General features: G+C 39.9%; 22 protein-coding genes. All 22 read right to left on the bottom strand.

Translation table 11 applies throughout. The features are described from left to right. Positions 1–238: 238 nt before the first annotated feature. Complete coding sequence (gene waaF, locus KJ593_01780) at positions 239–1273, bottom strand: lipopolysaccharide heptosyltransferase II (protein ID MBU2540608.1); 1035 nt, start codon at positions 1271–1273, stop codon at positions 239–241. Beyond that, a complete protein-coding gene (locus tag KJ593_01775) occupies positions 1266–2105 on the bottom strand; it encodes a polysaccharide deacetylase family protein (GenBank protein ID MBU2540607.1) in 840 nt (279 codons plus the stop codon). Before KJ593_01775 ends, waaF begins: the two co-directional genes overlap by 8 nt. Further along, entirely contained in the window at positions 2102–3196 is a 1095-nt protein-coding gene (locus KJ593_01770; protein ID MBU2540606.1) for a glycosyltransferase family 4 protein, read from the bottom strand. The genes KJ593_01775 and KJ593_01770 overlap by 4 nt, the downstream gene beginning before the upstream one ends. Before the next feature lie 3 nt (positions 3197–3199). After that, positions 3200–5278 (bottom strand): GT4 family glycosyltransferase PelF, encoded by a 2079-nt coding sequence (gene pelF / locus KJ593_01765; protein ID MBU2540605.1) that lies wholly within the window; start codon positions 5276–5278, stop codon positions 3200–3202. Continuing rightward, positions 5275–7191: a mitochondrial fission ELM1 family protein gene (locus tag KJ593_01760; GenBank protein ID MBU2540604.1), complete on the bottom strand. Its 1917-nt coding sequence runs from the start codon at positions 7189–7191 to the stop codon at positions 5275–5277. The genes pelF and KJ593_01760 overlap by 4 nt, the downstream gene beginning before the upstream one ends. Next, entirely contained in the window at positions 7175–8254 is a 1080-nt protein-coding gene (gene lpxK / locus KJ593_01755) for a tetraacyldisaccharide 4'-kinase (protein MBU2540603.1), read from the bottom strand. Before lpxK ends, KJ593_01760 begins: the two co-directional genes overlap by 17 nt. 20 nt (positions 8255–8274) lie before the next feature. Continuing rightward, on the bottom strand, positions 8275–9537 hold the full coding sequence (locus KJ593_01750) for a 3-deoxy-D-manno-octulosonic acid transferase (protein ID MBU2540602.1): 1263 nt from the start codon (positions 9535–9537) through the stop codon (positions 8275–8277). A gap of 23 nt (positions 9538–9560) precedes the next feature. After that, complete coding sequence (xerC, locus tag KJ593_01745; protein ID MBU2540601.1) at positions 9561–10424, bottom strand: tyrosine recombinase XerC; 864 nt, start codon at positions 10422–10424, stop codon at positions 9561–9563. A 5-nt stretch (positions 10425–10429) separates the two neighbouring features. Beyond that, entirely contained in the window at positions 10430–12442 is a 2013-nt protein-coding gene (topA, locus tag KJ593_01740; protein MBU2540600.1) for a type I DNA topoisomerase, read from the bottom strand. A gap of 27 nt (positions 12443–12469) precedes the next feature. After that, complete coding sequence (gene dprA / locus KJ593_01735; GenBank protein ID MBU2540599.1) at positions 12470–13396, bottom strand: DNA-processing protein DprA; 927 nt, start codon at positions 13394–13396, stop codon at positions 12470–12472. Continuing rightward, the gene (locus KJ593_01730; GenBank protein MBU2540598.1) at positions 13393–13899 is read right to left on the bottom strand and encodes a shikimate kinase; all 507 of its coding nucleotides are present in this window, start codon (positions 13897–13899) and stop codon (positions 13393–13395) included. The genes dprA and KJ593_01730 overlap by 4 nt, the downstream gene beginning before the upstream one ends. Positions 13900–14074: 175 nt before the next feature. Next, positions 14075–15112, bottom strand: a complete 1038-nt coding sequence (locus KJ593_01725) for a chorismate synthase (GenBank protein ID MBU2540597.1) — start codon at positions 15110–15112, stop codon at positions 14075–14077. A gap of 42 nt (positions 15113–15154) precedes the next feature. Beyond that, positions 15155–15928, bottom strand: coding sequence for a prepilin peptidase (locus KJ593_01720; protein ID MBU2540596.1), 774 nt, complete (start codon positions 15926–15928; stop codon positions 15155–15157). Next, on the bottom strand, positions 15922–16818 hold the full coding sequence (gene aroE, locus KJ593_01715) for a shikimate dehydrogenase (protein ID MBU2540595.1): 897 nt from the start codon (positions 16816–16818) through the stop codon (positions 15922–15924). The genes KJ593_01720 and aroE overlap by 7 nt, the downstream gene beginning before the upstream one ends. Positions 16819–16823: 5 nt before the next feature. Further along, positions 16824–17309 (bottom strand): hypothetical protein, encoded by a 486-nt coding sequence (locus KJ593_01710; GenBank protein ID MBU2540594.1) that lies wholly within the window; start codon positions 17307–17309, stop codon positions 16824–16826. A 6-nt stretch (positions 17310–17315) separates the two neighbouring features. Further along, the gene (locus tag KJ593_01705; GenBank protein ID MBU2540593.1) at positions 17316–18821 is read right to left on the bottom strand and encodes a 2-isopropylmalate synthase; all 1506 of its coding nucleotides are present in this window, start codon (positions 18819–18821) and stop codon (positions 17316–17318) included. Between the two features lie 100 nt (positions 18822–18921). Then, positions 18922–19914 (bottom strand): ketol-acid reductoisomerase, encoded by a 993-nt coding sequence (ilvC, locus tag KJ593_01700; GenBank protein MBU2540592.1) that lies wholly within the window; start codon positions 19912–19914, stop codon positions 18922–18924. A gap of 61 nt (positions 19915–19975) precedes the next feature. Continuing rightward, the gene (ilvN, locus tag KJ593_01695) at positions 19976–20455 is read right to left on the bottom strand and encodes an acetolactate synthase small subunit (GenBank protein MBU2540591.1); all 480 of its coding nucleotides are present in this window, start codon (positions 20453–20455) and stop codon (positions 19976–19978) included. Between the two features lie 28 nt (positions 20456–20483). After that, on the bottom strand, positions 20484–22163 hold the full coding sequence (gene ilvB, locus KJ593_01690; protein ID MBU2540590.1) for a biosynthetic-type acetolactate synthase large subunit: 1680 nt from the start codon (positions 22161–22163) through the stop codon (positions 20484–20486). 60 nt (positions 22164–22223) lie between these two features. Further along, a complete protein-coding gene (gene ilvD, locus KJ593_01685; GenBank protein ID MBU2540589.1) occupies positions 22224–23879 on the bottom strand; it encodes a dihydroxy-acid dehydratase in 1656 nt (551 codons plus the stop codon). 110 nt (positions 23880–23989) lie between these two features. After that, positions 23990–25315: a class II fructose-bisphosphate aldolase gene (locus tag KJ593_01680; GenBank protein ID MBU2540588.1), complete on the bottom strand. Its 1326-nt coding sequence runs from the start codon at positions 25313–25315 to the stop codon at positions 23990–23992. A gap of 16 nt (positions 25316–25331) precedes the next feature. Further along, the gene (gene pfkA / locus KJ593_01675; GenBank protein ID MBU2540587.1) at positions 25332–26288 is read right to left on the bottom strand and encodes a 6-phosphofructokinase; all 957 of its coding nucleotides are present in this window, start codon (positions 26286–26288) and stop codon (positions 25332–25334) included. Between the last annotated feature and the right edge of the window lie 2 nt (positions 26289–26290).

Below are 26290 nucleotides of genomic sequence, written 5' to 3'. Positions count from 1 at the left end.
TCCTTAGGATGAAGAATCAAGGCCAAATCAAATTTCCTCTTTCGCAGAGTAACGGCAAAGCCAAGGCTTGATAGCCAGCTCTTATGCAGGCCTCGCTTATCATAAATAAGGACCTCATCGCAATATGTGCATAAGGAAGCGCTCTTCTCAAATTAGCTAGAACTGACATAGACAAAAACACGTCACCAATTCTATCAGTACGAATGATCAAAATTTTTTTATTTGCGATAAATCCATATTATGAGATGATTTCACGTACAGCAGCTATACAATCCTCAACGCTAATCGTCTTCATACAGCGGTTATCCTTACATGTGACCTTATAACAAGGAATACAGCAGCCAACGTCTTTTTGGATAATTTTTATTTTACCTTTACCTCTGGGTCCGGTAATGTGTGCTGATGTAGGCCCAAACAGAGCAATGATAGGCACCCCTAAGGCAGCTGCTATATGCATTGGCCCAGAATCAGCGCTGATGAACAGTTTGCTCCTTTCGATAATCGCTCCTAATTCTTTAAGGCTAGTGCTTCCACAGGTAATTATAGGCTCCTCTCTTATCTGCGAGGCTATATCCTTAGCTAAAGATAGGTCTTTTGCGCTTCCTGTAATTATTATCTTTGCCTTAAACTCAAGAGTCAATCTATCTGCAAGCTGAGCAAAACGTTCCTTTTGCCAGCGTTTCAAATTCCAGTTTCCTCCTGGGTTTAGACACACGAAGAAATCAGACTTATTGACTTTTTCTTCTTCAAACATCCTGGCAATTTTTTCCCGAGAAGCATTATCAACAAAAAATTCATAATCAGAAAATTTGCAGTCTATGCCTGACTCTCTTAAGATGTTCAAAAAATAATCGACTCGATGTATCTGGCCTTTCGGTAAGGCAATCTTTTGCGTTAAGAATAATCCTGCTCTTTTCTTTGCCTTGTAACCAATACGGTGAGGAATCTTTGCCAGCGCCATAAGCATTGAACGCGTAAATGAACGATGAAATAAATAAACAGTATCAAAATTTTTCTTCGCAAGCGCAGAGACAAAGCTAAATTTACTTAATAAGTGCTTGTTTTTTTCTTTTTCATCAAAGATGATAATCTCATCAAGGTTAGGATTATCTTGTAAGACTTCGATTGTGCGCGGGTGTAGGATAGAGGCAATGTATGCCTTAGGAAATGCCTGCCGAAGTGCCTTTAATGCCGAGGTAGAAAACAACACATCGCCCAGCCAATTCACATTGAAAATAAGTATCCTTTTATTCTTAGGAGCCTTCTTACTCATAATTAATCTTCAGATCTTTGTCCTTATCCTTTCTCTGCCACTCTCTTACTTTTGTATAAAGGCCGGTGAGCTTAACCCAAAAAATAAACATATTCTTGTTATGTTCTGAAATACGCAACCTCTTTAATGCAAATATGTCATCATCAGGATAATCTAGGCCGGGTTTAGTTGCTACAGCTACTCTATAACCGCTTTCTTCAACAATCCTTCTGATATTTTTATTAAAGCCGCCTGCCGGATATGAAAAGGAATCTATGGGGACTTTTAATATATCTTCCAGGATTTCTTTTGAACCACTAATCTGCATAATTAACGACTCCTCTCTACCTTTAAGATCAGGTAAAAAGGTGTGATTCAAGGTGTGTGAGCCAATATCAACTAGTGATGAATCAGACAATTTCTTAACCTGAGGCCAGGTTAGATATTGCTCCTCTTCTGAAATCAACATGGGACAAATAAAAATAGTAATTGGTATATCGTATTTCTTTATGATCGGAAAGACAACAGTAAAGTTATCCTGATAACCATCATCAAATGTAATTACAACAGTGTTATGCGGTAAGGGCGCATCTTCTCTCATAAGTCGGGCTAGCTCTTTTAGGCTTATTACATTATATTTACGAGTCTGCAGAAACTCCATTTGCCTGTTAAACGTATCAGCTGAAATTGCAAGTAGATTATCCTTATCAGGCGAATCTTCGCTAATGCTATGATACATAAGTATTGGAACAACATAATGCTCACGAAGAATAAGTGTAGCAGAGACTATAATAACTAAAAGGCCTAAAAGGCTTAATGTTATAGTTCTTTTTATATTTAGTCTTATTTTCATCTAATCCTAGAATATAATTTTTCTGTCTCTTCTACCATGGCCTCTATAGAGAACTCACGCCTTAAGTTCTCACGTGCTCTGTTTTTGATTCTTTCAGCAAGTGCTGCATCATCTAGGAGACCTATTACAGCCTCAGCCAAACCAGAGACATCCTTATGTCTGACCAATAATCCAGTGGCTTTGTGTTGGATGAGTGAAACTATGCCTCCAGTAGCAAAGGCAACAACAGGAACGCCTGCTGCCTGCGCCTCCATGATCGAAAGTCCCAATCCCTCCTGCAAAGAACAGGAAACAAAACAATCCATGATCGCAAGTACTTCTCTTGTGTCATCCTGATTAGGTATAAAAAACACTGATTCAGTTACTTTTTGTCTTTTAACCTGAGAGAAGAGCTCATCCTTTAGATGTCCCTCTCCCACAATGAGAAATAAAGCCTTGGGTATCTTTTTTAAAATCAAGGGCATAGCCTGAATAAAAAATTTATGCCCCTTAACAGTAGATAAGCGCGCCAAGATCCCAATTATTGGACCATGGGTTGGTATATTGAATTTTCTCTTTATGGCTTCTTTGTTTTTATCCTTGTCCAGGCTAAAGCTATCGCAATCAATTCCATTATGTATTACGCTTATGCGTCGAGAATCTAGGCTGAAATCTTTCCTAAGATGTTCCGCCACTGCCTGGCTTATGGCAATAACATTTTCACCCCATGCTGGAAAAATTCTTCTTGAAAATCTTCTTTTAAAAAATCCATGACAGGTAGATAGATAGGAGCAGCCGCTAAATAAAGCCAAAAGAATTCCTAAAACCTGTGTTACGCGGGTATGGGCATGAATTATATCAATCTTATATTTTTTTAGCTCCTTAGCTAATTTAAAAAAAGAAATAATAAGCTTAGGGCTTAATTCGCACTTTGTGCGGATAGGAATATAAATAAATCTTATACCATCCGAATTAAACTGCTCCTCTAGCCTGCCGCCGCTTGAAGCAACAAAAACATTGTTTCCTTTTCTTTGCAAACCCCTTGCCAAGGAAGACAAATAAGTAGTAATGCCGCCCGGATTTAGATGTGTAGAAAGAAGTAATATATTCATAAACTAGATCAGGCTCTTAACCGCACTTACTACCTCTTTAGGAGTAATCTCCATCATACATCTATTATTCTTGCAATCTCTCCTATAACATGGACTACAAGACATATCTTTACGTACAGTTATATACTTCTTTGTTGGTGGCAGATGCCGTGCCGGATCAGTAGGGCCAAAAAGACCGACGAAAGGAACACCTACAGCACTTGCCATATGCATAGCAAGTGAATCATATGTCAATATAGCACTGCATCTTTTTATCAGTGCAGCCAGCTGCAGAAGCGAAGTCTTTGCACAAAGATTAATTGCGCTACTCTTACTTTGAGCTAAAATTGCCTCGGCACGCGCCTTTTCAGAATCAGAGCCCATGAGAATAACCCTGATATTTTCTTTGGCTAATTCGTCAATAAATGCGGAAACAGAACGAGCTGGCCAAAGCTTTGTTGGCCAGGCACTACTTGCTCCGATGTGAACTCCAACGATTGCGTAGGCCTTGCCTAACCAATGAGACTTTATCAACTCATCTATATAATCCTCATCAGCCTCTGTCGGCCATATCTCTAATCGCTCTGACTTTAGCTTTATGTCCAAAAGGCTCAATGTCTTCTCCTGATGTCTTACTGGAGATAGCCCAATATATTTTTCCTTAACCTTTCTATTCAAAAGAAAAGACAACTTTCCGTTATCGTAACCGTAGCGTTGGCCAGCCAGACTCAAGAAAGATAAGACATGACTACGACTATTATTCTGAAAATCAACCACCTTATCAAATGATATACCGCGCAACTTCCTAGCTATTTCTAGCAGCGCAGCTAAAGAATTATCTTGGACCTTATCATAGATAATCAAATCATCCAGATATGGACAATTCTTCAATATCTTACTGCCAGACAAAGAGGTAAGACAATAAATTTTAGCCTTATTGAATTTATTCCTTAGTGCCCTTAGTGAAGGAGTGATTAAAAGTATATCTCCCAGTGCACTAAATTTTATTACTAAAATCCTTTCGATTTTTTGCGCCTCATCATAAACTTCCAATGTCTTATCTACCATGCGGCTTAAGGTATAAACCTCTTTTACCTTTTTATATGCATTCTCAGCCAGGGTTTGGCTAAGCTGTGAATCCTTCAATAGCATCATAATAGCTCTTGCCATTGCCTCTGGATCCTTAGGAGGAACAAGTAGGCCTGTTACCTGGTCTTTGACGATTTCAACAACGCCGCCTACATTTGTTGCTACAACCGGCACGCCGCTTGCCTGGGCTTCGATAACTACCCTACCGAATGCCTCCTGGGTTACAGTAGAAAGGACGAGCACGTTTACCCGCAGCAATATCTTAGGTACATCTGCTCTTAAGCCCATAAACTTCACGCAATGGGAGATGCCTAATCTGCGAGTTAGGACCTCGAGTTCCTGACGATAACTAGAATCGCCTGTTGCGCTATCTCCTACAATCCACACCTGGATATGAGGAATAGAACGAATAAGTTTAGCAACTGCCTTTAGGAAATATTCATGGCCCTTTATCGGAGTTAGTCTTGCGATGTTAGCAATAATAAATTCTGTTTTACTTTTATTCTTTGGCGGACGGAATCTGAATCTTTCTATATTCACACTTCTCTCAATGAGACGCAGCCGCTCAGGCGAGACATAAAAATCATCAATCATATGCCTGGCGATAACCTGACTTGCAACAATAACAAATTTACCCCTAGCCATAATACGTGAGAAAAAATGCGTTGAATAATAACCATGACAGGTAGTCATGAAGGTTCGATTTGTTTTTTTAGAAGCAAAAAAGCAAATCCAGGCAGGCACGCGACTACGGGCATGCACAATGTCAATATCTTCTTTTCTGATAATGTCTATTACCTTGGGTATCATTCTTAAAACTGTAATAATAGATTTTTTGTCTACGGCCAGATAATAGTGTTTTATGCTGCTGGCCTCAAGCTCAGCTACTAATCTGCCGCCGCTGGATATAATTACTGGTTTATGGCCGCGCTCAGCTAAGACGTGTGCCAAATCAACTGTGCCGGTTTCTACGCCTCCTATATCTAAACGCGGTACGACCTGCAAAATATTCATAATATCCTCTCAACAGCCTCTTCTATCAACTTAGCATCCTGCAATTTTTCTTGAGGCGGTTTATTCATCCAGATCTCACTGATTATCTTCTCTATTCCAGAATCTGCAAAATAAATGTAACCCTTTTGTTTAAGATTTAATAGAAATCTCTCGTGCTTAGTCATTGTTGTTTTAGATCTTAATCTAAAGACAATAACATATTTTCCGGAACTCACTGCTTCTGAAACCATGGATATGCTATCAGAAGATACGACAACTATCTGACACAGACCCAGAATAGCCCCTACTGTGTGGGGGATATTCTTCTCATTTGCAATAACCAAGAGCTTGACTAAATCATTATCCTTAAACTTTTCCTTAATAACAGCCTCTGCATCAGCCGGAGTACGCCTTGAAGTGGATAGGAGTATCTGGGCATTATGCCTTTTACCTGCGCCTAGAATTTGATCACAAACCGCTTCCACCAACTGCCTATCTAGTTTAAGATTCTTTGTATTGCCCCCTAGGAGTAAGCCTATCTTCAATCTCTTATCGTCTTCATCTATAGAAAATTGTTGCGTAATTATCTTGGAATTATTCTTTAAGTAAGCAGAGTCAATAATATTAGGGGCCCCTAAGACCTTTACTACATTTTGCCTTTGCTTAATCCTATCATGTTTCGGGCTTATCACCAAATCAAAACTCTTCACTGAAAAAAATGATGGCCTCATAATCACAATGGATTTTGACTGACTTTCACGCGATAATATTAAATTAAGGCCGGCGCAACTTTCACCTGCAGAAATAACAAAATCAGGACAAAAACTAAACAACCTTTCAAAAGATTTTTGCGAAAGTACGCCTCTTGCAAAAGAAAGATTAAAAATCTTCAGTAAGAAATCAAAAATAACTTTAGCAAACTTTGATTTAAATTTAAAATTAACAATTTCAATCTTTGCACTTAACTTCTTCCGACGCAAAACCCTGGCCAATATCTCTGCCACTGCTTCTGATTGGCGCAGGTGGCCTAACTTGCCATCATCCAGGATAAGGATATTTCTTTGGAGTCTACTCTTAAAGCGTCTAAATTGCCATAGATAATCGGTCGGGAAACGCGTTATAAATTCCTCTACCTGTTTATTCAATGCCTGTACATTTTCTTGGATTTGATTCTGGGAGCCTACATCTTTTTTTAATTCTAGAGGAGCTAATATCTTTAATGAAAGATAAGGGCCTTTAATACGACGGATATAGGTCAAGATCAAAGGCGCATCAAACCTTAAGGCTAGTTTTACTGCCCCCGTGGGCGCTGCAACACGATGCTTGAAGAAATCAATAAACGCATTGGATTCGCCAATACCCTGATCAATAACCATACCCAAAAAAGCGCCTTTCTTTAAATTGCTAAATGCCTTTCGTAGACCGGCGCTGTCCGTTGCGACTGTATCAAAACCATGCCCTTGCCTATATGAATTAAGTAACTCATCTATTTTTTTTGACTTTGTCTGAGGGCGTACTAGGACAAAATAAGGTTTTTCAGGAAAAAGATATTTAGAAACAATATTTGGTATCTCCCAGTTGCCAAAATGGGCTGAGGTAAATATAATCCCTTTTTTATCTTTCGCAAATTCTCTTAAAAAACTTTCTCCTTCTATTTTGATATACTTCTTGATATAGCTGGAATCAATCTTTGGCATATAAAGAACTTCTGTGAAATTCTGTGCCAGATTAAGATAGTAGGTCTTTAATATTTTATGCAATTCAGCAGGTGAGAATTTATCGCAAAGTGCAAGCCGTAAATTTCGATAGGCAATCAGCCGATGACGAAAATCCAGGCAATAATAGACCCTACCCAAGATCCTGGCAAAGAAAAGTGAAACTTGCGGAGGAATCCTGAGGAAAATAAAACTTAAAAATTTAACTAATGCAAACATCCCTAATCGCCTTATAGAATTTATCGCTATTTTTTATAATCTGCATTTTCACTTCCAGCACAAATATCCTTAAATCTTGAAGGCCTGAAAGCTTATCCTTTAGCCTAACTGCATCCTTTTCAGTAGTGATAATTGTATCCAGCTTCTTATCCCGGCAAGAATCGAGGATCTTTATAATATCTTCTTTCCTATACTCATAATGATCAGGAAATTCAAATTCACCCCTTACCTTTGCTCCCATAAAAGTATTAACGCTTCTTTTAAATGATGCAAAATTTCCGATGCTTGCCAAAATGCCTACGGGTTTGCCAATGAATAACTGATGATCGACCTCCTCTTTGCTTAAGATATCAAAGAGTTTTATAAACTGATAAGCTGCGTATACTATTTGCGCTGAAGAATTTATCTTTCTAATTTCTGATAATAAAGTTTCTTGGCCTTGTTTTTCTGACGTGCAATTGGTTAAAACAATTACATCTGCGCGTTTGAGGCTAGCCTTTGGCTCTCGCAAGATCCCCCGCGGTATACAATGACCGTTACCAAATGGATTCAAGACATCAACCAATACAATATCTAAATTCCTCTTGATGCGCCTGTGTTGAAAACCATCATCAAGTAAAATCACTTTAGCCCCTAATTTCTCTTTGGCAAATCTAGCATTCTTAACCCTATCTCTTCCTACAAGCACCGCAATATCAGGATTCTTCTCTTTTAATAAGTATGCCTCATCGCCCATTAACCTATGATCTTGCCCTTCCGCTTGACTCCTATACTTCTTATATCCCCTGCTTAAGATAGCTAGCTTCATACCCTGCTGCGTTAAAAATTGCGCCAACAAAGAAGTAAGCGGCGTCTTTCCTGTCCCGCCCCAGGTAATGTTACCAATGGAAATAACGCATGTATCTACATCTTTAGCCCTTATTAGCTTATGCTTATAAGCTGAGGCCTGCATCCCTACCAAAAACGAATAGATCACACTCAGTAAAAAGAGAATGACTTTTAGAATTCCGGCAAGAAACCCTCCTTTTCTTTCAGTAATAACTTTGTAAAGATAATCTCTCATATAAGATTTAAAGATTTCCTTTAATTTTTAAGAAATCTCTTTATGATGCGTACGTTTCTGGCAGTCGCACCTTTATTATTATCAACGATCATCTTTGCATTCAGGCCTAAGTTTTTAGCCTTGTGGCTATTTTTTAAGAGCTGGCTTAAGGCCAAATATAGTTCAGACTCGTTTTCTACCTCTATGGCTGCTTCCGCCTTTAAGAACAAATCGCGAATATCAGAAAAATTATACATATATTTTCCGAAGATTATTGGCTTAGAGAATGCTGCTGGCTCTAAAATATTATGGCCGCCTGAGGCTACCAAAGAACCGCCAACAAAACAGATTGAAGAAGCAGCGTAATAATCTTTTAGCCTTCCGATAATGTCCAAAAGATACACACTTGTTGCGGTAATCTTCTCATCTTTCAATTGGCTGATCCTTACAGGCCTAAAATCAAGATTGCTTACAATTTTTTCAATCTCTTTAACACGCTCAACATGTCGAGGCGCAATAAATAAGCGTAAATTCTCAAAAGACTTCGCTAGCTTTTTATAAACAGATAAGACTATTTCCTCTTCGTCTTTATGAGTACAGCCGCAAACGAATAAGACATCAGCCGGATTTAGCCTCAAGTCAGCTCGAATCTTTTCTATGTCAGGAGACTGACCCCTTAGGGATTGCACATCGAATTTCATATTTCCGCTAATCTCTATTTTTTCCTCACCAACGCCTAATTGCATAAGCCGATCTTGATACTCTTTAGTCTGCATCGTGAAGAAATCAACTCTTCTAAGTATTGGCTTTATAAATAATTTAAAGATGTGATATTTGTTAAACGCAGAAGCTGATATCCTGCCGTTTAATATCACCTTTGGTATATTAGCGTGCGATAATTGAATATATAGATTAGGCCAAAATTCTGATTCTAAGCTGATAAAGATAGAGGGATCAAATATTTTAATAAACCTCCTAATAATAAAACTTATATCCAAGGGTAAATATATTACCGCATCATTACTTGTGGCGATTGTTCTGGCAATTTTATTTCCGGTAGGGGTAATCGTAGAGATCAGGAGGGATCTTTGGGGAAATTCCTGCTTTAGGCTTTTAATCAATTCCTTGGCGCTGATAATCTCTCCTACGCTTACGGCATGAATCCAGATAGAATTTTCAAATCTTCTGGATTCCCTGATAAATCCCAGACGCTGCCAATAGCCGCGATGTAACTTACGACGCAGGCAAAGGAACGGTAACGCAGACAAAAACAAAATTATAAACAAAAAATCATATATTAACATATAGGTTATAACCTTAAGAGTTCCTAAGCCCGGGGATGAAACTTATCATACACCGCCTTTAATCGTTCTGTAGTTAAATGTGTGTAAATTTGGGTTGTGGAGAGATTGCTGTGGCCTAGAAGTTCCTGGACGCTTCTTAAATCCGCACCTCTGTTTAACAGGTGTGTGGCAAAAGAATGCCGCAAGGTATGAGGCGATATGCCAGATTTAAGAGAGGCCTTTTTAATGTATTTATTTATTATCCATCTTCCGCCACGAGTAGTGAGAGGCGTATAATTCTTATTCAAAAAAACTATAGAACTTTTTTTCAATCTTTTTTCAAGATACGTACGAATAGCTAAAAGCGCGATGCTTCCGATAGGAAGCAGTCTTTCCTTCTTGCCTTTTCCCCTTACCTTAACAACACTAGAGATGAAATCAATGTCTTCTGTATTTAAACCTAGCAGTTCTGAGATTCTCATCCCAGTAGAATAAAGAGTCTCAAGTATTGCCTTATCGCGCAAGGTACGCCAGTCATCACCCTCTACAGTTTCTAAGAGCCTAATAGTCTCATCTTCAGTCAGGAACTGAGGTAGGTGTTTATCTAATTTTGGGCTAGATAAAAGTGTGGCAGGATTTGATTTTACCAGCCCTTCCTTAAAGAGAAATTTGAAAAAAGAGCGTATGCAAGATAGCTTGCGGTTAATAGAGCGCTTTGATAAGTTATTGTTCTTTAAATGTGCTAGGAACCTTCGTAAAAGGAGATAGTCGATTTTTCCCAGAGGCACATCGCCAACAAACTCACTGAATTCCTTAAGGTCGTGGCCATAATTTAACTGCGTAAGGCCTGATGCATTCCTCTCAATCTCAAGATATCTAAAGAATTTTTCTATATAACGCTCAAGCATATCTGTTATTTCACATCTTCACTTTGAGGCAATGTGTTGGAAACGAATGTGCACTTAGGATAAGTAGAGCATCCGTAAAAGAATCTCCCTTTCATAGAACGGCGCTCAACTAATTCGCCGCCACAGCCTTCATTCGGGCATTTTACTCCCGTAGATATTGCCTTTGAATATTTGCATTTTGGATAATCAGAACAACTTAAGAACTTTCCTTTTCTGCCCCACTTGATGACCATAATCCGACCGCAGAGACTACATACCTCTTTAGTCTTTACTACCACTTTCTTGGCCTTCTCCTGTGCAAAATCCAACCTTTCTCTAAAACCAGGATAAAAATCCTCTAACACCTTCGACCAGAGAATCTTGCCATCCTCAACCAAATCCAACGTCTCTTCCATGCGCGCAGTAAAATCAAAATCCATAATTTTCTTAAAATATTTTACTAAGAGATCGAATACCTTTGTTCCTAACTCCGTGGGAGTAAAGTAGCCTCTAAGGCGACGAACATAATCTCTCATAAGCAGCGTCTGGATTATTGGTACATATGTACTGGGTCTTCCAATACCCCGCTCTTCCAAAAACTTTACCAAAGAGGCATCTGAGAATCTTGCGGGGGGTTTAGTAAAATGCTGCGAGGGGAGGAGTTTAATCAACTCCAGCCTTTCATCAAGTGATAATGGCGGTAATTGAAGGTCTTTACTTTTTTTAAGCCTATCCTCGTAAACTAAAAGAAAACCTTCAAATTTAAGCATGCTCCCTGAAGATTGGAAAATAAACCTACCAGCAGAAATCTTCACTGAGGTAACCAAGATTTTAGCGGGTTTCATTTGACTGGCCAGGAAACGTTTCCAGATTAAATCGTATAATTTGAATTCATCTTCTGTCAAATATTGTTTTATTTCCTGGGGCTTGCGCCTGATAAGAGTTGGCCTTATTGCCTCATGTGCAGCCTGGGCTCGTTTGCCAGACTTATAAGCATTTGGTTTATGGGGAAGGTAGTCCCTACCAAAGTTACTAACTATAAAATCCCTTACTTGAAACAGGGCCTGCTGGGAAACATTAACAGAATCAGTTCGCATGTAAGTAATCAAACCCGTGGGCCCGAGTTTACCTAGCTCCTTTCCTTCATAAAGATGCTGAGCAATAATCATAGTTTTGCGCGCTGTGAAACGCAGGCTATTAAATGCATCCTGCTGCAGGGAACTAGTAGTAAAAGGAGCCAGTGCTGATCTTTTTCTTTCATTCTCCTTTATATCGCAAACTTTAAACTCCTCTTTTTTAATTTCATCTGCTATTGATTCAGCCTGAAGATGGCCTGTTATCTTTGGGACCTCTTTGCCTATCTTAACCAGCTTAGCGCTAAAAATACCATCTTTATTAAGGCCTTCTAAATCTTCCTTTCCCTCCTTGCTTAATCTCGCCTCAATCTCCCAATATTCTTGCGGCGTAAACTTAGCAATCTCTCTCTCTCGCTCTACAATAATACGTAGGGCAACTGATTGGACTCGACCAGCACTTAGGCCCCTGGCAAGTTTTCGCCAGAGAAACGGACTTAAAAAATAACCGACAATCCTGTCTAAAATCCTGCGGGCAAGCTGGGCATCAAATTTTGCCCGATCTAGTTTTTGAGGATGTAAAAACGATTCACTGACCGCCTCTTTAGTAATCTCATGAAATACCACCCTTAAAAATTTATCCTTGGGATCTTTTGCGTTTGCAATTTTGGACTTTATATGCCAGCCTATTGCCTCACCTTCGCGATCAGGATCTGTGGCTAGATAGATATGTTTTTTAGTTTTGGCCTCTTTCTTTAACTGCATTAACAATTTATTTTTTCCCGGAATAACTACAAAATCAGGTCTGAAATTATCCTTTATATCTATACCTAGGCTCTTCTGCGGCAAATCAACAACATGGCCCATTGAAGAAACAACCTCAAAATCATTGCCCAATATAGCAGATATTGTCCTGGCCTTTGTCGGCGACTCAACGATAACTAACGACTTTTCTCTTTTAACCATCTGACTCCTCGTAGGTTCATCCTAAACTCAAGGTATATCTGCCTTGGTTTCAGCTTCTTTTTTATCCTTTAACAAAGAGGTACGGATATCAATATTAAGTTCTGAAATGATTTCCTCAAAACTATCAACCAGCTTAGCCCCATCTTTAATCAGCTGATTCGTACCCAAGGAGGTTTCTGAATCTGCTTCTCCTGGAATAGCAAAGACATCTCTTCCCTCCTCCAACGCACAACGGGCAGTTATTAAGGCCCCACTGCGTTTGGCTGCCTCAACCACTAAAACCCCTAATGATAGACCGCTGATAATTCTGTTTCTGCGAGGAAAATTACCTGGATTAGGCCTCGTCTGCATTGGAAACTCTGAGATAACTGCGCCAGATTCAGCAATCTGGGCAAATAGGTTTTTATTTTCCGGAGGATATATATATGAAAGGCCGCTTCCTAAAACAGCAATGGTCTGGCCCCTGGCCTGCAATGAGCCATTATGAGCTGCAGTATCAATTCCGCGCGCCATTCCTGAAACAATAGTAATCGAACAAGAAGCCAATTCATAGGATAATTTTTTAGCCATCTTTAACCCGTAGCCAGAGGCACGGCGTGAACCTACTATAGCAATATTAATAGATTTTTGTGGCAATTTACCCTTAGCATATAGTATTGGCGGCGGATCATAGACATTCTTAAGAAGCTCGGGATATTCGGGGTTATCAATTGAAATTACATTAACTTTAAGTTTTTCAATAAGTTCTAATTCTCTCTTTAAATTAACGCTCTTAAAGGATGAGCTAAAATTAAATGTCTTATTTTTTGGCAGGGAGCAGATTCGATTTAATTCCAAAGGGGAAGCCTCAATAACTGCCTTAGCGCTTTTATAGTAATCTAATAATTTTTTTATCCGTATACTACCAATTTCCGGTAGCATATTAAGGGCAATCTTTGCCTCTAACTCAGTCATAGTTTATTGATCTGTTTATAAATCTCCTCAACGCTCTCTTCAACAGTTAAATCAGAGGTATCTATAGAAAATTGCGCCTTTGCATAAAAGGGTGCGCGAAAGCTTAACAATTCTTTAATCCGCAAAAGCGGATTATCAACGTTTAAAAGTGGTCGATGAGCGTGTCCCTTACAACGTTTTAATATCACCTCTGGACGCGAATTCAAACAAATAACAATCCCGCTCCCTTTTAGATTCTGCATATTTTCATCATCAAGTACAACTCCCCCTCCGCAGGCAATAACAACAGACTCAAGTCCACAGACCTCTTTAACTGCCTCTTTCTCAAGAGTCCGGAAATAAAACTCACCGTTTCGGGAAAATATATCTTTAATTGTTCTGCCTTGTTCTTTCTCAATAAAATGATCTAGGTCAACGAACTTTGATTCTATCTTATTTGCCAGCTTCCTACCTACGGCAGATTTCCCTGTGCCCATAAATCCTACAAGATAGATATTTTTCATAATAGCTTGAAAAAAAGTAAGTTATGCAATCCAGCAATCTTATTTATCATATCCTGAATTTTAACACCGCCTTAGGAATGTGTCAACTTAACCTCTAGCTTAGTCACATAAGTTAAAAAGTCAAAACCCCACAGCATAATGTGGGGTCTTAGAACTTGAAACTTGTTCAAATAGATTAGCTTCGCGTTCGCTTTCTGTAATGTGCTAAACTTACCTTAATATCTTCCATATTGTCATTGCCAAACTTCTCTAAGAAAGCTTGCGATAGACAAAAAGCAACCATATTTTCGGCAATAACGCTTGCTGCCTCAACAGCACAGGTATCATAACGCTGAACAGAGGCCTTTGCTTTTTTCTTAGTTCTAATATTAACTGAATCTAAAGGATCACCTAACGTCGAAATGGGCTTCATAGCTGCCCTGATGACTAAATCCTGGCCATTAGTAACCCCACCTTCTAGGCCACCCGCATTATTAGTCAAACGAAGGAATTTACCATTAGCAAAATGAATCACGTCCTGAACCTCTGAGCCAAACTTCTCACTGCAGGCTAAACCCATACCTATCTCAACTGCTTTAATAGCTGGTATGGACATAATCGCTCCAGCTAATATGCCATCGAGCCTACGTTCATAATGAACGTAACTTCCTAACCCGCAAAGACAATTCTTTACTTGGACCTGGAATATTCCACCTAAGGTATCCTTATTTCTCTTTGCTGCGGCTATGAGTTTTTTTATTTCAGAGATTCCTCTCAATCCGCCTATACTTAAAATACGAGATTTTATCTTTATCTTGAACTGTTCTAGGAGAATTTTACATACTGCACCCACTGCAACGCGTGCTGCCGTCTCTCTGGCAGATGCCCTCTCTAGAACGCAGCGTGCATCATTGAATCCGTACTTTAAAACACCAGCCAGATCAGCATGTCCTGGCCGGGGAACCAAAACCAAAGGCAACCTATCAATGCTGGAGTCGCAATTTTTGATAATAATCCCGATGGGAGCGCCGATAGTTTTTCCTTTTGCCAGGCCAGTAATAGCAAAAACTTTATCTCGCTCTAAGCGCATTCTCGCTCCGCGTCCTACTCCCTGCTGACGCCTCCTTAATTCTTCATTAATCTCTTTGATATCAAGTCTCAGGCCGGCAGGCATGCCTTCTAAAATAGCCACGAGGAATTTTCCATGTGACTCACCAGCTGTCAGAAAGCGCAACATTTTATGTCCTCCTATAAATAAACTCCGCCAAAAGCGGCATCAATACTTAAATATCCAATTAATTATTTTATCTCCCCAAAATACCGCAACAAACGTACTCAAAGAAATAAATGGACCATAAGGTATAACGTTTATCTTCTTTCTTATCTTTACTATCAATCCCATAATCGCCCCAAATAAGGGAGCAACAAAAAAAACTAAAAGTGCTATTTTCCATCCCAGGAAAGCCCCGATACCTGCAAGTAGTTTAATATCTCCACCACCCATTGATTCCTTTTTAAATATAAAGTCTCCAATCATGCCTGTAATATAAAGACTGCCTCCACCTATCAGTATTCCTAGACTTGAAAAAATAAGAGATTGTTTTAAATTGGAAAAACCATGCAGGCCGGGAAAGGCGACATTAACAATCAATCCCAACACAATAGCGCCAACGGAAATCTCATCCGGAATAATTTGATGCTCCAAATCTATAAAGGAAGCAACAATTAATCCTGAAAAAATGATTGCATAGATGAAAAATTTCAATGTGAAACCGAATTGTACGTACAAAAACAAAAGTAAAGATGCAGTTAAAAGTTCCACGATAAAATAACGTATACTTATCTTCTTTTTACATTTTCTGCATCTTGCACCTAAAATCAAAAAGCTCAAAATGGGAATATTATCACACCAACTAATTTCCTTATCACAATGCGGACAATGCGAACCAGGCATAATAACTGATTCATTCTTCGGCATGCGATAAATACAAACATTAAGAAAACTTCCTACTGCACTTGCGATTATAAATACTAAAATATACTCTAACATAAAGGATGCCCCCTCTCTTCTAGTGCCCCAGCCATAATTCTAAAAATTTCATCTTCCAGAATTTTCCTGCCAAGCCATATCTTTTGCGAGCGGATAGCCTGACATATTAGCATCCATAAGCCATCAAAGGCACGCAGTCCTTTTTTTCTTGCCTCCTCAACCAAAATAGTCCTTTGCCGGCCTTTGGGGTTATATACACAATCAAAAACAAATAAATCCTTATGCAAAAAATCCTCATTTACTACTGGCGCATCAGTAGCCTTCATGCCTATAGGAGTAGCATTTACCAGAATCTGACTGTCCTCAATTGCCTCTAATTGCTCCTTACTCTCTAAGGCTTGCGGAAAGGATTTAGGAAATTTCGACCCTATCTCTGCCGCTAATTTTTTCGACTTAGGGTGGTCGATATCGTAAATATATAAACCACCTACATTCTGTGCGGCGAGAGCAAAAGCAACTGCCTTAGCTGCTCCTCCTGCTCCGAGAATAACACAAAGTTTACTCTTAAAATCAAAGGGCCTATGATTTTCTCTCCGTTCTATTCTGTTAAGGGCATCAATAAATCCACCACCATCAGTATTATAGCCGGTAAGCCCTCTCTCTTCTACCTTAATCGTATTGACAGCTCCGATTGTAAAAGCGCTGGGAGTGTCAGCATCTAATCTAGTCAAAAAAGGTATTACCTTCTCTTTATAGGGAATTGTGACGTTAAGGCCTCTTATTGATTTTGCAAAGGCGCTGGATAAAAATGACTTAAGCTGCTCCTCTTCCAGCTCGAAGATTCTATAGCGAGCATTTATTGCTAATTTTTTAAATACTGCATTGTGGATATCAGGCGAAAAGCTATGCTTTAATGATGTACCGATTAAACCAAAGATACTCTGTGCCATGCTCTTTAATATTTTTTAAATACTACCTTCCAGAACTCTTCCCACATTTGTCCATTGAACCTGCCAAAGACTTCAGGGTAATCATAGCTAAGGGTTTCCTTTATTTCCTCGATGCTTAATTGTCTTTTTCTCTTTGGGGTATAATTGCTCCCATAATCATCTGTCTCATGAACACCATAGATTAATTCCCAAAAATATCTCCAGTCATCTTCTTGGAATTCAGCAAATGCCTGAGGCAGCATCTGAGCCAAAGTCGCTTGAGGAGCCAAGGTTGAATAAGGCGGTTTTCTCAACGGGGAAATTAAATCTCGGGTATTAGCTCTAACTATCTCAAACTGCGTTTTTAAATCCTGGCGATCACTAGCTATATTTGTTCTCAACCCATCTAAGCCACCTGATCTCACTAGCTTAAAAGCCAACAGGCCAAACACAGCCACAACTATAATTATAAAGATTCCCAGGATGTTCCTTCTTCTTGAATGAATCAGCATTATTTATTATCTATTAGCAATTTTACTAATCGCATTAAGATATGCCTTGACTGAAGCCTCGATAATGTCTGTGCTTCTGCCTTTTCCCAGGGATTCTCTATTGCGGGCTTTAATCCGCACGCTAACTTCTCCTAAGGCATCCTTGCCTGCAGTAACTGATTGAATGGAATAATCCAGCAATTCTCCCTTTATACCTGTAATCTTATCTATAGCCTTGTAACAGGCGTCAATAGGCCCATCGCCACTAGATATACTCTTTTTAATCTTTCCTTTTAATTTTAAAGTTATCTTAACAGCAGGAGTGATGTGTAATCCGGAATTTACCTCTAAATCCTCCAACTTCCAAAAATGTGAGGCCTTTCCAATCTCCTCCTCTACTAAAGCAATCAAGTCCTCATCGAATACCTCTTTCTTTTTATCTGCAAGGTCCTTGAACTCTTTAAACACCTTATCCAATTCAGAATCATTTAGATGTAATCCGAATAACTGCAATCTTTCCTTTAAGGCATGCCGGCCGGAATGTTTGCCTAAAACTAATCCTATACCGGTATAGCCAACGTCCTCAGGTTTAATAATCTCATAGGTAATCGGCTTTTTAATAACACCATCTTGATGTATTCCGGATTCATGACGAAAGGCATTCAGGCCAACAATCGCTTTATTAGGAGCAACCACAAACCCAGTAAGCTTGCTTACCAGCCGAGATGACTTATAAATTTCCTTAGTATTAATATCTGTTTTTAAATTTGAGAAAATCTCTGGCCGCGTCTTTATTGCCATGACAATCTCTTCCATTGAGGCATTGCCTGCACGTTCGCCTATGCCGTTTACCGTACACTCAACTTGCCGTGCACCATTTTTTATTGCAGATAAGGAATTGGCTACTGCAAGGCCCAGATCATTATGGCAATGAACTGAAATTATCGCCTTATCTATATTGGGCACGTTCTCTTTTATCTTACGGATTAGCTGCCCGAACTCAACTGGATCGGAAAAACCAACTGTATCTGGAATATTAACTATAGACGCACCCGCATCAATAACCGCTTCAATAACCTGAAACAAAAATTCAGGATCTGTACGGCTGGCATCTTCAGGAGAAAACTCTATATCCTCAATTCTCTTTCTCGCATATCTCACAGACTCAACTGCAATACGCAATATCTCCTCTTTGGCCTTTCTTAACTTGTACTTCATATGGATCTTAGACGTAGCAAGAAATACATGCAAAAGTTTCATCTTAGCAGGCTCTATTGCCCCTAAAGCTGTGTCCATGTCTTTCTTAAGCGCCCTGGCTAAACCGCAGATAGTAGTACCCCTAACTTCTTTTGCTATCGTCCTTACTGATTCAAAGTCACCCTTTGAAGATACAGGAAAACCTGCCTCAATAACATTCACCCCTAAGCGCACGAGTTGCCTGGCGATCTCAATCTTCTCTTTTAAGGTAAGACTTGCGCCTGGCGCCTGTTCCCCATCTCTTAAAGTTGTGTCGAAAATTATTAGTTTTTTCACTTCTTATCCCTTACTTTCATCCCGCATCCAAGGCATCTCAAGCAAAAAATGCCATCTGGCGTCTATTTTTTGCTTGATCCAGCAAAAACTTTTGCGGGAACTACTCTTTCATCCAAGGCATCATTTCGCGTAACTGCTTGCCGACTTCCTCTATTGGATGCTCATCGCCTTCTTTTAATAATTTATTAAAAACAGGTCTACCTGTTTCGTTTTCTTTAATCCACTCACGCGCAAATTTGCCGCTCTTTACATCTTTTAAAATCTTTTGCATCTTCTTTCGCGTCTTCGCATCAATAATAACAGGGCCGCGTGTTAAATCCCCGTAGCAGGCAGTATTTGAAACCCTGCGTCGCATACCGCTAATTCCAAACTCCTGAACCAAATCTGTAATAAGTTTTAACTCGTGTAATACCTCAAAATAGGCAATCTCCGGCTGATATCCTGCCTCAACTAATGTATCGAATCCTGCCTTTATTAACTCGGTAGCACCACCGCAGAGTACAGCTTGCTCACCGAATAAATCAGTTTCAGTCTCTTCTTCAAACGTAGTCTCAATTACGCCAGCACGCGTTGCGCCAATTGCCTTGGCATAAGCTAAGGCCAGCTGTTTTGCGCCACCTGTTGAATCCTGAAAAACCGCTAAAAGACAAGGCACGCCTTTTCCCTGCTCAAACATCCTCCTCACCAAAGCTCCGGGTCCTTTTGGTGCAACCATAAATACATCGATTTTCTTTGGCGGCTTTATCTGCTTAAACCTAATATTAAATCCGTGCGAAAAACAAAGCGCTTTTCCCTTTTTTAAGTTCGGCTTTATGCTTTCTTTATAGACCTTGGCCTGAACATGATCCTGGGTCAAGATTTGAATAATATCAGCACTCTTTGCTGCTTCTTGGGCCAAGACAGGATTAAATCCGTCCTTCTTCGCCTGTTGGAAATTATCTGTTCCTTCTAACTCAGAAATAATTACATTACAACCAGAATCACGCAGACACAATGCCTGGCCGCGACCCTGAATACCATAACCTATAATAGCAATTTGCTTGTGTTTTATTACCTCTAAGTCCGCATCATTATCATAATAAATCTTTGCCATTAAAACCTCCTATTCATCCCAACGACTTGATCTTGCTATAGGCAAAACCAACAGGGGTTAATCAAATATGTTTGTCTATTGCTATCCTTCCAGTTCTAACTAATTCCTTAATCTCAAACCTCTCTAGTTCTTTCAAAAACTGATCGATTCTCTCCTTTTCATCAGAAATCTCAATAATAGCCATAGGGCCTTTGATAAAAAGGATGTGGGCACGAAACTTCTCGGACAATGACTCAAGTTGTTTTTTGTTCTTCTGGGCGAATACTATTTTTATAAGGATTAATTCCCTCTCAATAAATTCCCTGTTTGTTAAATCAGTGACAGAAATAGTATCAATCAATTTATTCAGCTGTTTCTTAATCTGCTCTAGGACTCTTTCATCTTTAGCATCGACGATGATAGTCATGCGCGATATGGAAGGATCATGTGTTTCCCCCACAGCCAAAGAATCAATATTAAATGCCCTAGCGCTAAAAAGCCCGGAGATTCTTGCTAAGACACCCGGTCTATTTTCAACTAAAACTGAAATAGTATGCTTCATATCTTACTCCTCTTGACTCCCTACCTATCTAGGCCATGCCGCCTATCATGCGATTAATGGCCTCACCCGCTGGAACCATGGGAAAAACATTCTCTTCTTTCTCGATCTGAAAATCCAAAAATACAACACCTTTGGTTGCAATCGCCTTCTTGATAGCTGGACGCACCTGGGCCTTCTTCTTAATACAGATTCCTAAGGCACCATAACTCTCTGCTAGTTTTACAAAATCAGGATTAACCATATGCGTATAAGAGTACCTCTTCTTGAAGAAAAGCTCCTGCCATTGTCGCACCATGCCTAAAAAACCATTATTTAAAATAGCTACCTTAACTGCGACCTTGTTTTCCACTGCTGTTGCAAGTTCCTGAATATTCATCTGTATTGAGCCATCACCAGCAATGTCAAAAACTGTTTTTCCAGGACAACCAATTTTAGCGCCAATAGCTGCAGGAAATCCATAACCCATAGTTCCTAAACCACCGCTGGAAATAAACGTCCTGGGTTGGGAATATTTATACCACTGTGCAGCCCACATCTGATTCTGACCCACCTCTGTAGTAATAATTGCTTTACCTTTGGTAGCTCTGTAAATCTCTTCAATAACATATTGTGGCCGTAATTTATCGTCATCCTTCTTATAGGTAAGCGGATACTTCTTTTTCCACTCTTTTATTTTTTTGAGCCAATCTTTGGTATCCGCATTCTTTATAACCTCCAATAATTGGCCCAGGTTATTCTTTGCATCGCCGACGATTGGAATATCTACATTGATATTTTTACTAATAGAGGTTGGATCTATATCTATATGAATAACCTTTGCATGCGGAGCAAACATATCAATCCTACCTGTAACACGATCATCAAAACGGGCACCAACAGCAATAATCAAATCTGACTCCATTATCGCATGATTAGCATAGGCTGTGCCATGCATACCCAGCATACCTAAAGACAGCTCATGATTCATATCAAATGCTCCCATGCCCATAAGTGTGGTAGTAACTGGAATCTGTAACCTCTCAGCCAATTCCCCTAAAGCATCAGATGCCCCAGAAATTATAACTCCACCACCTACATAGAGCACAGGCCTTTTTGACTTCTCAATAAGCCTTGCAGCCTTCTTGATTTGACCCCGATGACCAACATAAGTTGGCTTATATCCGCGAATATCCGCCTGTGGTTTCCAGCTAAATTCTCCTTTAGCAGTTTGAACATCTGAAGGCATATCAATAACTACAGGACCCGGCCTGCCACTAGATGCAATATAAAAAGCCTCTCTTACAGTACGCGAAAGATGAGTGACATCTTTTATAAGATAATTATGCTTTGTTATCGGCCGTGTTATGCCTGTAATATCTGCCTCCTGAAAGGCATCATTTCCGATGAGATGTGTCTTTACCTGGCCGGTAATAGCAACAACAGGAACAGAGTCCATAAAGGCGGTTGCCAAACCCGTAGTTAGATTAGTCGCACCTGGACCACTGGTTACGATACAAACACCAACCTTTCCAGTTGCGCGAGCATAACCATCAGCAGCATGCGCAGCAGCCTGTTCGTGGCGTGTTAATATGAACTTGATTGGCGCATCATATAATACATCAAATAAAGGCAGTACAGAACCACCAGGATAACCAAAGATTACCTCAACATTCTCTTTTTTAAGAGCCTCTATTAAAATCTGTGCGCCTGTCATCTTTTTGTCTGTCATTTCAACAGTACTCCCTAGTAATCAATTCCGGACTGATCAAGATTTTCTGTCTATCCCTTGTTAACGAAGTATAGCGCCTAAATTAGCAGAGCTTACCAATTTAGCATACCTTGCCAGATAGCCACTCAGTTCTTTTGGCTTTACTATAGCCTTTTTTTGATTTAGTCTCTCTATAATCTTTTTCTTAGAAACAAGTAGCTCTATTTTTCTCTTTGAGATATCTATTTCAATTCGATCATCATTCTCGACAATTGAAATTACACCACCTGCAATACTTTCCGGGCTTATGTGACCAATGCAAGGTCCGCGTGTACCTCCGGAAAATCTTCCGTCGGTAATTAGAGCAACACTATCGGAAAGGCCCATACCTACAATAGCAGAAGTAGGCGAAAGCATCTCTCTCATTCCCGGGCCTCCTTTAGGGCCTTCGTTGCGAATTACAATAACTTGACCCTTCTTAATCTTGAGAGCTAAAATCGCAGACATTGCCTCTTCCTCGGATTCAAAGACAACAGCCCTTCCTGTGAAGTGGTGCATCTGTTTACTTACAGCACTTTGTTTTACTACTGCACCTTCTGGAGCAAGATTACCAAAAAGAATAGCAATGCCCCCTTGTTTATTATAAGGCTGATTTAGGGAACGGATAACCTCTTCATCCTCGATATTTGCTTCAGCAGCTAATTGATAGATTGATTTACCGCTCAATGTCTGAGTATTGTTCAGCTTTGGTCTTAGCTGCTTCAGAACAGCTCCTATTCCACCCGCAGCCTCTAAATCCTCCATATAAAAATCTCCCGCAGGCTCAAGTGAACAGATATTAGGAGTCTTGCGTGAAATCAAATCAAATAATTTCAATGGCAAATGAATATTTGCTTCAAAGCTAATTGCCAATAGATGCAAAACAGTATTAGTTGAACCGCCTAAGGCCATATCAACGGTTATTGCATTCTCAAAGGCTGTGCGCGTTAAAATGCTTCTTGGCCTGATGTCCTTCTTCACTAAATCAATAATTCTCCTGCCTGATTCAAAGGCAATACGTGCCTTTTTGGAACTAACTGCGCCAGCTGTAGCGCAACCTGAAAGTGACATGCCTAATGTTTCAGTAAGGCAGGACATGGTATTTGCAGTATAAAGCCCTTGACAAGAACCTGCTCCTGGACAGGTACAGGTTTCTAACTTCTCTAACTCATCGGGTTTTATCTCACCTTTTTTAGCCTTAGTAACTGCTTCAAATGTGTCGCGCACTAAGGATAAGCGCTTACCACGCATCCTACCCGTTAACATTGGTCCTGCAGTAACCACAATCGCAGGGATGTTAAGCCGCGCTGCTGCCATAAGCATACCAGGGGTAATCTTATCGCAATTCGTTAACAAAACTAAACCATCCAACTGATGCGCATTCGCCACTGTCTCAACTGAATCAGCAACTATTTCCCGCAATGGCAATGAATAGCGCATTCCAGAATGACCCATTGCAATTCCGTCACAAACAGCTGGCACGCCAAAGATAAATGGCCTACCTCCTGCAGAATGTATCCCAGCCTCAATTGCCCGTTCCTGAGAACGCATATTTATATGACCCGGAACTAAATCAGAAAAAGAAGAGGCTATCCCAATAAATGGCTTATCAATATCCTGAGGTGTTAAGCCCGTAGCATAAAGCAGGGCGCGGTGCGGAATACGCTCAACGCCTTTCTTTGTAATATCTGAACGCAAAGACAATTCCTTTTTCTCTTTTTCTTTGACTTTCAGAGCTGGTTTTTTCTTTGGCTTTCTAGTTACTTTTCTAGATTTCCTTCTAACTTTTTTTCGCCTCTTAGGCATATTTAATCATCTCCTTCAAAGTGCCTAACTTCTGCTGGCCGTTTTAATTCTTTACTAATTCCAATATTAACCGGCAAAACAAACGCAGCAACTAAATCACGCGTATTATCTATTTTTAATTGCTTAAAAAGAAATTCAAATTTCTCTTGAATAGAGGAGGCTATTGTTTCTCTAGTAGCAACTGGCAAATCCATAAGTTCTTTTTTAAACGGACCTAAGGCCTTTTTACGTAATTTGTAGATAAATTGATCGTCGGTCTCCTCCGGTTTTTTTTCTGCAGCACAATTTTTTCCGATCCAATCATACATTTTAGCTCGTAAACCTTGCCCAAAGGCCTCATGTTCATAAATCATATTCTGAAACTGAGTTGCAAGATGGACTTCGGCTGTTTCGACTTCAGGGAATTTTCCAAATGCATCCTCAGGCAAAGTCGAAGCGCCATGCTGAACTGCCCCTGCCATACCATACTTCTGGCGGGCATTTCTAGATAATATCTTTAAGGTATCAAAGTCAAGCTTTACCTTGGCAACTGTTCCATCAGCCAGCACAACACCTCCATGGCTTGTGCCGGTCTGAACGCTTATTTTAGCCAGGCCCTCTAGCTTATTCGTCTTTGATATTGCCTCATTATATCCTTGCATGAAGGCATCCAGCTCCTCAGGAGTGCTATTAGCCTTTCCTACCTCGCCAATCTCGCCGCCGATAGAAACAGTTATGCCTTTTGGCTCTATCTCTCTAATAAAGGCACTCATCTGGGCACAAATTTCAAAATTCAGACGTTGCTCTTCTAGCTTATCAGACTTATCTAAATCAACAAGTGTTGAACTATCAATATCAATATTAAAAAAGCCTGCATTTATTGAGTCAAAAATTACATCTTTAAGTGCCTCAGTCTCTTTCTTGTCATTATTGGCAAATTTCTTGGCATTAACCTGGAAATGATCGCCTTGTACAAATACAGGACCTTTAAAATTCTCCTTTAAAGCTGCTGCTAAACACACGGCTGCGTATTCTGTTGGCGATTGATCAGTGTAACCCATTTCTGAACGGGCAATTTCTAAGATAAAGGCGCTGCTAGCGAGCCTATTGCCTACGCGAAATATTGCCCTTGCCAAATCATAAGTGAGGGCACGTAAATTTATGGCCGGAACCGTAAAACCGCTAAATTTATTCTGGCTACGTGCCTTATATAGGTTATAAATAGAGGCTAGGTATATTCCTTGTTTCTGAGCCTGTTTTCTGATTTTAACAGCTATCTCATGTTTTTGACTTATATCTTTAGAGGTTACGAGCTCATAAACCATATTATCAATATTTAAGTTTGCCAATGTTTCCTCCTTCTTCTTAGGTGACTATGCGTATGAGTCGATACAAAGCGTCCACTTCGATATCTCGCTTCTTAGAGGCCTCTTCTAAATCAACTACGTTTATCCTTCCTCCTAAAATACCTACGGCCTTATCAGTCTTATCCTTAGTTAATAAATCCACGGCAGCGGCACCGAGGCGAATTGCTAAAATTCGGTCAGGTGCAGTGGGCACACCGCCTCTTTGTATATACCCTAACACTGCTACGCGATTTTCTAAACCCGTTATCTTGCTAATCTTTTTTCCAACATCAACGGCATTGGCTGCTCCTTCGGCAACAATTATAATCCAACTCGCCTTTCCTTTTCTATTCCCCTCTTTGATATCCTTACACATCTTGTTGATGTCAAATTTTATTTCGGGAATTATACAATCCTCAGCTCCAGCACCCAAGGCAACCTGAATAGCGATATATCCTGAAAGCCTACCCATTACCTCAATAACATATATGCGCTCTAGGCTTGTAGCAGTATCACGAATTTTATCAATAGCCTCTAGTGCTGTATCTACTGCAGTATCACAACCAATGGTCTTATCTGTACCGCGGATATCATTATCAATCGTACCCGGAACGCCTATTGTTGGGACCCCCCAGGAAGAAAGTGCGTGCGCTCCTCGGTAAGAACCATCGCCACCGATTACAACCACACCATCAATTTTATTTTTTCTTATAACCTCAACTGCTTTTTTTTGACCTTGTTTTGTCTTAAATTCCTCGCAACGCGCTGTTTTTAAAATTGTGCCGCCGCGATTGATTATATTTGAAACTGAACGCCGATTTAAAGAGATAATGTTCCCCTCAACCAAACCTTTGTAACCTGCAATTACTCCCAGCGTTTCTATTTTTTTAAAATCAGCGTAGCGAACAACAGCCCGAATTGCTGCATTCATTCCCGGCGAATCACCGCCTGAGGTAAGTACTGCGATCCTTTTCATGC

Source organism: Candidatus Omnitrophota bacterium, from assembly GCA_018830005.1.
GTDB lineage: Bacteria > Omnitrophota > Gorgyraeia > JAHJTE01 > JAHJTE01 > JAHJTE01.
The sequence above is the reverse complement of the archived record's forward strand: the minus strand, read 5'-3'. Positions and strand labels throughout refer to the sequence as shown.

Bases quoted from the DNA above. Each gene is read 5' to 3' on its own strand.
- waaF (MBU2540608.1), bottom strand. From the start codon at position 1,273: ATGAGTAAGAAGGCTCCTAAGAATAAAAGGATACTTATTTTCAATGTG.
- KJ593_01775 (MBU2540607.1), bottom strand. From the start codon at position 2,105: ATGAAAATAAGACTAAATATAAAAAGAACTATAACATTAAGCCTTTTA.
- KJ593_01770 (MBU2540606.1), bottom strand. From the start codon at position 3,196: ATGAATATATTACTTCTTTCTACACATCTAAATCCGGGCGGCATTACT.
- pelF (MBU2540605.1), bottom strand. From the start codon at position 5,278: ATGAATATTTTGCAGGTCGTACCGCGTTTAGATATAGGAGGCGTAGAA.
- KJ593_01760 (MBU2540604.1), bottom strand. From the start codon at position 7,191: ATGTTTGCATTAGTTAAATTTTTAAGTTTTATTTTCCTCAGGATTCCT.
- lpxK (MBU2540603.1), bottom strand. From the start codon at position 8,254: ATGAGAGATTATCTTTACAAAGTTATTACTGAAAGAAAAGGAGGGTTT.
- KJ593_01750 (MBU2540602.1), bottom strand. From the start codon at position 9,537: ATGTTAATATATGATTTTTTGTTTATAATTTTGTTTTTGTCTGCGTTA.
- xerC (MBU2540601.1), bottom strand. From the start codon at position 10,424: ATGCTTGAGCGTTATATAGAAAAATTCTTTAGATATCTTGAGATTGAG.
- topA (MBU2540600.1), bottom strand. From the start codon at position 12,442: ATGGTTAAAAGAGAAAAGTCGTTAGTTATCGTTGAGTCGCCGACAAAG.
- dprA (MBU2540599.1), bottom strand. From the start codon at position 13,396: ATGACTGAGTTAGAGGCAAAGATTGCCCTTAATATGCTACCGGAAATT.
- KJ593_01730 (MBU2540598.1), bottom strand. From the start codon at position 13,899: ATGAAAAATATCTATCTTGTAGGATTTATGGGCACAGGGAAATCTGCC.
- KJ593_01720 (MBU2540596.1), bottom strand. From the start codon at position 15,928: ATGTTAGAGTATATTTTAGTATTTATAATCGCAAGTGCAGTAGGAAGT.
- aroE (MBU2540595.1), bottom strand. From the start codon at position 16,818: ATGGCACAGAGTATCTTTGGTTTAATCGGTACATCATTAAAGCATAGC.
- KJ593_01710 (MBU2540594.1), bottom strand. From the start codon at position 17,309: ATGCTGATTCATTCAAGAAGAAGGAACATCCTGGGAATCTTTATAATT.
- ilvC (MBU2540592.1), bottom strand. From the start codon at position 19,914: ATGGCAAAGATTTATTATGATAATGATGCGGACTTAGAGGTAATAAAA.
- ilvN (MBU2540591.1), bottom strand. From the start codon at position 20,455: ATGAAGCATACTATTTCAGTTTTAGTTGAAAATAGACCGGGTGTCTTA.
- ilvB (MBU2540590.1), bottom strand. From the start codon at position 22,163: ATGACAGACAAAAAGATGACAGGCGCACAGATTTTAATAGAGGCTCTT.
- pfkA (MBU2540587.1), bottom strand. From the start codon at position 26,288: ATGAAAAGGATCGCAGTACTTACCTCAGGCGGTGATTCGCCGGGAATG.